7 protein-coding genes are annotated in these 7,662 nt (G+C 72.5%); 5 read left to right on the plus strand and 2 right to left on the minus strand.

Annotated features, from left to right (window positions below; all coding sequences use genetic code 11):
- The coding region (locus HW577_RS16360) for an FAD-dependent oxidoreductase (RefSeq protein WP_198377219.1) at window positions 1–1,342 on the minus strand (1,342 nt) is incomplete at its 3' end.
- 73 nt (window positions 1,343–1,415) lie between these two features.
- Here HW577_RS16360 and HW577_RS16365 point away from each other — a divergent pair.
- The 5 genes from HW577_RS16365 to hydA are packed head-to-tail and all read left to right on the plus strand — an operon-like array spanning window position 1,416 to window position 6,789.
- Window positions 1,416–2,327: a dihydrodipicolinate synthase family protein gene (locus tag HW577_RS16365; protein WP_198377220.1), complete on the plus strand. Its 912-nt coding sequence runs from the start codon at window positions 1,416–1,418 to the stop codon at window positions 2,325–2,327.
- A 15-nt stretch (window positions 2,328–2,342) separates the two neighbouring features.
- A complete protein-coding gene (locus HW577_RS16370; RefSeq protein WP_198377221.1) occupies window positions 2,343–3,170 on the plus strand; it encodes an ABC transporter substrate-binding protein in 828 nt (275 codons plus the stop codon).
- Between the two features lie 11 nt (window positions 3,171–3,181).
- A complete protein-coding gene (locus HW577_RS16375; protein ID WP_198377222.1) occupies window positions 3,182–3,871 on the plus strand; it encodes an amino acid ABC transporter permease in 690 nt (229 codons plus the stop codon).
- A 37-nt stretch (window positions 3,872–3,908) separates the two neighbouring features.
- Window positions 3,909–5,240: a cytochrome P450 gene (locus HW577_RS16380; protein WP_198377223.1), complete on the plus strand. Its 1,332-nt coding sequence runs from the start codon at window positions 3,909–3,911 to the stop codon at window positions 5,238–5,240.
- A 58-nt stretch (window positions 5,241–5,298) separates the two neighbouring features.
- Window positions 5,299–6,789 carry a dihydropyrimidinase gene (hydA, locus tag HW577_RS16385; RefSeq protein ID WP_198377224.1) on the plus strand — a complete coding sequence of 497 codons (1,491 nt, stop codon included), beginning with the start codon at window positions 5,299–5,301 and terminating at the stop codon, window positions 6,787–6,789.
- Here hydA and HW577_RS16390 read toward each other — a convergent pair.
- Window positions 6,782–7,495 (minus strand): hypothetical protein, encoded by a 714-nt coding sequence (locus tag HW577_RS16390; protein WP_198377225.1) that lies wholly within the window; start codon window positions 7,493–7,495, stop codon window positions 6,782–6,784. The genes hydA and HW577_RS16390 overlap by 8 nt on opposite strands.
- Window positions 7,496–7,662 lie beyond the last annotated feature (167 nt).

Genomic DNA, 7,662 nt, shown 5'->3' on the forward strand with positions numbered 1-7,662 from the left:
CGGCCGCATCCTCCGGCGCGGCGAGGCCGATCTCCCGCGCCGCGGCGAGGCCGGCGAGCCGCCCGCGCGCGAGCGCGATGCGCGAGCCGCCGATCGCGGCACCGTCGCCGATGGCGAAGACGCCGGCGAGGCTGGTGCGGCCTTCCTCATCCGTCTCGGTCTCGAGCCGCCCGATCTCGGCCCCCGGGCCTTCCGTGACGAAGCGCTGCGTGCAGCCGAGCGCGCGGGCGAGGCCGGTCTCCGGCTGGAAGCCCATGTTGAGCGCGGCGGCGCCGGCCTCGATGCGGCGTTCGCCCGATGGGGTCGCGATGCGCAGCGCGGCGAAGCGGTCCGTGCCCTCGCAGGCGAGGATCGTGCCGCCCCAGATGACGGGCACGCCGGCGCGCCTGAGCGTGGCGAGGTAGCGCAGCCCGTCCCAGGCGAGGTCGGGCGAGGACCGCGCCAGCGCCAGCATGTCGCGCCAGGCGGCGAGCCCCGGCTTCGGCGCGGCTTCCACCACCGCCGCGACCCGCACGCCGCCGGCGAGCAATTCGCAGGCGAGCTGCAGGTTGAGCGGGCCGGAGCCGGCGATGACGACGCGCTCCGCCGGGCTCACGCGCTGCGCGCGAGCCAGCGTCTGCATCGCGCCCGTCGTCATCACGCCGGGCAGCGTCCAGCCCGGCACCGGGACGGGGCGTTCATGCGCGCCGGGGGCGAGGATCAGGCGCCTGGGGCGGAAGGTGGTGGCGGTGCCGTCGATGAGGGCTGCGATCTCGTCCGGCGCGAAGCCGCCCCAGACAGTCGCCCCTTGGCGGATCGCGACACCCGCCGCGCGCGCCTCCTCGACCAGCGCGGCGCCCTTGCGGAACTGTGCGTCCGGCGCCGCGTTGGCGTGGCTCTTCGCGAGCGGCTTCAGGTACTGCCCGCCGGCTTCGCCCCGTTCATCCAGCACGACCACCTTCGCACCCGCCCGCGCGGCGGCGATGGCGGCGGACAGCCCCGCGGGGCCGGCGCCGACGACGAGGATGTCGCAGGGCTGCTCGGCGATCGCGGCGGGCGGTTCGGCAAGTGGCGCGGGCTCGGCGGGCGGGGCGCCGTCCACGCGCATCCCCGCTTCCGCCTTCACCAGGCAGGCGCGCTGCCCGGCGCGGCCATCGACCGTGACGATGCAGTCGAAGCAGGCGCCCATGCCGCACCACAGGCCGCGCGGCGCGCCCTTGGCCGTGCTGCGGAAGGCGAGGATGCCGGCGGCCGAGAGCGCGGCGGCGACGGATTCGCCCGGCAGCGCCTCGATCTCGCGGCCCTCGAAGGTGAAGCGGATCGGCGCCGCGGCGCGGGTGATGGTGGGCGATGTCAGACGCATGGCCTTGCCGGGTGCCGAAAAAGGGTCTCCGATCATCGCACGCGCCCCGCGCGCGTCCATCCCCGGAGGCCGCATGTCCCGAGAGCCCTTCCTCGGCACCTATACGGTGCTGATCACGCCCTTCACGCCCGACGGCTCGGCGGTGGACCACGCGGCGCTCGCGCGGCTTGTCGAATACCAGGTGCGCGAAGGGGTGCGGGGCCTCATCCCGCTCGGCTCGACGGGCGAGTTCCTGTCCGTCTCGCGCGAGGAACGCGCGGCGATCGTCGAGACGGTGATCCGAAGCGCGAAGGGCCGCGTGCCGGTCGTCGTCGGCACGGGGGCGGAGGATACGCGGGAGGTCGTCGCGATATCCAAGGAAGCCGAAGCCCAGGGCGCGGACGGGGTGATGATCATCCCGCCCTTCTATTCCGTGCCGACGCTGGCGGAGCTGGTGCACCACTACGACACGGTGGCGAAGGCCATCGGCATCCCCATCATGGTCTACAACAACCCGGCCACCGCGAATGTCGACATGACGCCCGCGATGCTGGCCGAGATCAGCCGCATCCCCAATTGCCGCTACGTCAAGGAAAGCACGCTGGAGGCGACGCGGGTGCGCGACATCATCGCGCTCTGCGGCGAGCGGATGGAGGTCTTCGCCGGCGTGCTCGGCTACGAGAGCGCCTGGCTCGGGGCGATCGGCTGGGTCGCGGTGTGCAGCAACGTCGCCCCGCGCCTGTCATCCGAGATGTTCGACGCCGCGGCTTTCGAGGCGAACCGGGACAAGTCGCTCGCGCTGTATCGGAAACTGGCACCGCTGCTGCCCTGGGTGGGCGGGCCGCGCTACGTCTCGGGCACCAAGGCGGCGTTCCGGCTGATGGGCATGGACATGGGCCCGCCGCGGCCGCCGCGCCTGCCGCTGCCCTCGGCGGACATGCCGGCGCTGGCGCAGGTCTTGCAGGGCATCGGGCTGATGGGCATTGCCGCACAGGCGGCGGAATAGCAGGGAGACATCCGCATGAACCGTCGCATCCTTCTCGCGGCCGCCGCCGCGACGCTCGCCGCCGGCCCGGCCTTCGCCCAGGCGCCCGCCTGCACGCCGGCCGTGCCGGACAGCGAGCTCGTCAAGCCGCGCACGCTGGTGATGTCCACAAACCCGACGCTGCCGCCGCTGCAATTCGTCAACGCGCAGGGCCAGCTGCAGGGGATGCGGGTCGAGCTGGGGACGGAGATCGCGCGCCGGCTCTGCCTCACGCCCGAATATGTGCGGATCGAGTTCAGCGCGATGATCCCGGGCCTCGCCGCGCGGCGCTGGGACATGATCAACACCGGCATCTTCTACACGGAAGAACGCGCGCGGATGATGCACATGATCCGCTACGAGAACAACGCGGTCGCGATTTCCGCCGCGCGCGGCAATCCGCTCAACATCCGCGCGCAGCAGGACCTGGCGGGGCGGACGGTCGGCGTCGAGATCGGCGGCTTCGAGGAGCGCCGCCTGCGCGAGATCAGCCAGACGCTCCAGCAGGCGGGCGGGCGGCCGATCAACATCCGCACCTTCGACAATTTCGCACTCGCCTTCCAGGCGCTGCGCGCGGGGCAGGTCGAAGCCGTCACCTCGATCGACGCGGTCGCGGCAGAGTTCGACCAGCGCGGCGAGTTCCCGCGCGTGCTGCACGGGCTGTTCCCGACGCCGGCCGCGCTCGCCTTCCGCTCCCGCCCGTTGGCCGAGGCGGTGTCCCGCGTGCTCGTGCAGATGAACCAGGATGGCAGCCTCAAGGCACTGTTCGACCGCTACGGCGTCTCGCTCGCCGAAGGCGGCTTCGCCGTGGTCGGGCCGCAGTGATCGCCTGAAGGGTGCAGGTCTGGTCCTGGCAGGGGTTCTTCGACTACCTCCTGAACCCCTTCCTGCTGGAAGGCGCGCTGACCACGCTCTGGCTGACCGCGGCGTCGCTCGCCGCGGGGCTGGTGCTGGGCATCGGGCTGGCGCTGATGCGGCTGTCGGGCAACCGCGCGCTGTCCGGCGCGGCGGGCTTCTACTGCTGGATCTTCCGCGGCACGCCGTTGCTGGTTCAGTTGCTCATCATCTACACCGGCCTGCCGCTGTTCGGCCTGCGCTTCAGCGTGGTGCAGGCCGCACTCCTAGGGCTTTCGCTGAACGAGGCCGCCTATCTCAGCGAGACAGTGCGCGCCGGCATCCTCTCGGTCGCCAAGGGGCAGCGGGAAGCGGCGCTGGCCCTCGGCCTCCGGCGCGTCCAGGCCTTTCGCCTCGTCGTCTGGCCGCAGGCGCTGCGCATCATCATCCCGCCGCTCGGCAATTCCGTGAACGGGCTGCTCAAGACCACCTCGGTCGCAAGCGTCATCAGCATGGAGGAATTGCTGCGCCGGACGCAGATCCTGATCCAGGAACGCTTCCTGGTGCTGGAACTCTTCGTCGTCGCGGCGATCTACTACCTGCTCATGACCTCCGCCTGGGACTTCGTGCAACGGCGCCTCGAACGCCGCTACGGCCGCGGCTACGGGACGGAAGCCGCCGACCGGCGGTGACAGGCGCCGCGGCGCGCGGTACCATTGTGATATCGCAATGGATGCCAGCGCCGCCGATTTCATCCCGCCGATGCCGCCGCCGGTCGGGCGCGCGCTCTCGGCCTTCGCCGGCCTGCTCCAGGCGCGGCGGGACGTGCTCTCGATCTTCCCCGAGGACGCCTATCGCCGGCAGGTCTTCTCCGCCCGCCTGCCCGGGCGGCTGATCCTCGTCGCCAATACCCCGGACGTGGTGCGGGAGGTCTTCGTCACCCGCCATGAGACCTACCAACGGAAAAGCCGCTTCCTCGAGGATGCGCTGCGGCCGGTGATCGGCGGCAGCGCCTTCATCGCCTCGGGGGAGGATTGGGCGGAAAAGCGCGGCGCCATCGTCCCCCCGCTGCATCCTTCCGTCGTCGCGGGCTTCGAGCCCTGCTTCGAGCAGGCGGCCGGTGAACTGGCCGAGGATTTCGCCCGCGCCGAAGGGCCCGTCGACGTCGCGGTCGCCTATGCCGCGGCGATCACGCGGGTGATGCTGCTCGCCGTCTTCGGCCCCGGCGTGCCGCGGGAGGAAGCGGCCGAGATCGCGCGCACCTTCACCGCCTACCAGGACACGGCCGAGGTGGTGGACCTGTTCGGGCTGATCGGCCTGCCGGACGTCGCCGGCTGGCTGACCCGCGCGCGCGCCAATCGCCTGGCCGCCGAGATCCGCGCGCGCGTCGCCGCCCTGATCGCCGCCGCGGGGCCGGAGGGCGGCACGCCGCTGCTCGCATCCCTTCGCGCCGCACGGCGGGAGGACGGCTCGCCCATCCTCGCCGGCGAAAGGCTGCTGGACGAGGTGGTGATGCTGCTGCTCGCCGGCAGCGAGGGGGCCGCGATCACGCTGACCTGGACGACGATGCTCGCCGCGCTGCACCCGCCCTCGGCCGACCGCATCGCGATCGAGGTGCGCGCCTCGAAATCCCACGACTACACCCGCGCCTTCATCCAGGAGGCGATGCGGCTCTATCCCCCCGTCGCGGTGCTCGCCCGCCAGGCGACGCAGCCGGACCGCATCCGCCGCTGGCGCATTCGGAAGGGGGATGTGGTGCTCGCGGTGCCCTGGCTGCTGCACCGGCATGAGGAATTGTGGGAAGCCCCGCACCATTTCCGCCCCGAGCGCTTCCTCGGCCCCCAGGCCCGGCCGCGGCCGCGCTACGCCTACCTGCCCTTCGGCATCGGGCCGCGCATCTGCGCCGGTGCCGCCTTCGGCACGGCGGAGGTGCGGACCTTCGTTACCACCCTGTTCCGGCGCTTCCGCTTCGCCCTCGCCCCGGGCTTCACGCCGCGGCCGAATTGCCGGCTCGCGCTGCGCCCGCGGGGGGGCATGCAGCTGATCATCACGCCGCGCTGAGGCTTGTCGCGGCGGCTGCCGCGCCGCACTCTCGCGGTGCAGCAGACGGGGGCAGACCATGGCGGAATTCGACCTGGCGGTACGGGGCGGGCAGGTGGCGACGGGCTTCGGCACGGTGCGCTGCGACATCGGCGTGAAGGACGGGCGGATCGTCGCGCTGGCCGAGCGCATCGCGGATGCCGCGCGTGTCGTGGAGGCGGACGGCCTGCTCGTGCTGCCGGGCGGCGTCGACAGCCATTGCCATATCGAGGAACCCTCCCGCGGCGGCTATGCCAGCACCGGCGCGGCCGAGCCGCCGGTCACGGTGAACGAGGAGACCTTCGCCACGGCCTCGGCGGCCGCCTTCGCGGGCGGCACGACCTCCGTCGTCTGCTTCATCCCGCAATGGAAGGGATTCGGCGTCTGGGACCGCTACGTCGACTACCGGGCGCGGGCGGCGCGCGGGATGCTCGACCATTCCTTCCACCAGATCATCTCCGACCCGACCGACGCGGTGATGGATGATGAAGTGCCCCGCGTGGTGGCCGAGGGCGTGCGCAGCCTCAAGGTGTTCCTGACCTATGAGCCGCTGCACCTGTCGGACGCGCAGTACCTCCGCGTGCTGACCAAGGCGCGCGAACTGGGCTGCCTCGTCACCGTGCATTGCGAGAACTACGAGGCCATCAACTGGCGCACGCATGAGCTGCTGAAGCACGGCATGACCGCGCCGAAATACCACGCCTGGGCGCGCCCGCCGGTCGTCGAGCGCGAGGCGACGCACCGCGCCATCGCGCTCGCGGAACTCGTGGACCAGCCGATCCAGGTCTTCCACGTGTCCTGCGCGGAAGCCGCGGAGGAGATCGCCCGCGCCCAGGCGCGCGGCGTGAAGGTGTGGGGCGAAACCTGCCCGCAATACGTGGCGCTGACCGCCGCCGACATGGACCGCCCCGGCTTCGAGGGGGCGAAGTTCATGTGCAGCCCGGCGCCGCGGACGAAGGAGGAACATGCGCGGGTGTGGGAGATGATCCGCCGCGGCACGCTCGACGTGATCTCCTCCGACCATTGCGCGTTTTCCTTCGAGGGCGACCGCGGCAAGCGGCAGAACGGGTCGGATGCCGTGTTCCGCGACATCCCGAACGGCATCCCCGGCTTCGCCGCGCGGCTGCCGATCATCTTCAGCGAGGGTGTCTCGAAGGGCCGCATCACGCTCGACGAGTTCGTGCGCCTGACCTGCACCAATCCCGCGCGGCTGATGGGCCTCGCGCCGCGCAAGGGCATGATCGCGGTGGGCAGCGACGCGGACCTCGCACTGTGGGATCCGAAGAAGAAGGTCACGATCACCAACGCGCTGATGCAGCACGCGATCGACTACACGCCCTATGAGGGGATGGAGGTGACGGGCTGGCCCGTCATGACCATCCGCCGCGGCGATGTGGTGATGAAGGACGGCAAGGTGCAGGCCGAACCGGGCACCGGCCGCTTCCTCCCGCGCGCGCCCTACGAGATGATCCGCCCGCGCGGCATCACCCCGGACGGCTTCGACCCCGCGCCGTCGCGCGCCTTCAGCTGACCGCGTCAGCGTACCCAACGGCCCAGATGCCGGCCTCGTCGTAGTCGAGGCCGGTCGCATCGGTCACCGGCGCTGGGGCGAGCAGGGCGTGGATGCGCGCGCGCGCCGCGTCCACGCGAAGCCGCACTTCCCCTGCGCGGGGCGGCGTGGCGGGGGCGGTGGGCAGCCCGGTCCCGGACCAGGCGAGGCGCGTCGTCCAGGCTTCCCGCCGGTCGGGGCCGCGGCCGCGGCGCAGCACCGTCTCATGGCGCAGCAGCAGCGCGTCGCGGGCCGTCGTCGGCTCCAGCGCGCCCGTCATGCGGCGGGATGCGGCGCTGGTCTGCGCGTCACGGAAGGACAGCGTCTCGATGGTCAGGATGCGGAGCCCCGCCGCGTCGTCCCAGCCGATCACCGCGGCCAGTTTCTGCGCGACGCCGGTGCCGCGGTTGCCCTGGAATTCGGCGAGCAGCACCTCCCGCCCCGCGACCGGCAGGGCGCGCAGCACGCGGCCGTCGCCATACCAGGTGGGCAGGCGGATCTCGCCCTGCGTGCCGAAGGCGATGGCGAAGGCCTCGCCGCGCTCGGCGGGCAGGGTGCGCGTCGCGATCGGCACGCGCGGCCCGCCGGGGCGGAGCGCGAGGCTGGTGGTCGCGGCGCGGGCGGTTGTGGGCAGGGGAAGGGCCGCGAGGGCGGCGAGAAGGAGCGGGCGGCGAAGGGTCATCGTCATGGCGCGGCAGTCTGCCTCTGGCGGCGGCAAGGCACGACGAAGCGCTTCGGGTCGAGGCGCGCGCCGGGGCAGGGGACCGGTGGGGGAGGAAGGCGCTTGGGGCTGCCCCGGCAGGTCAGCATGGCCGGCGCCCGCGCGATGGGCGCCGCGTCACGCCGGCCCGCGCG

It is taken from the genome of Neoroseomonas rubea (assembly GCF_016106015.1).
Classification (GTDB): Bacteria; Pseudomonadota; Alphaproteobacteria; order Acetobacterales; family Acetobacteraceae; genus Neoroseomonas; species Neoroseomonas rubea.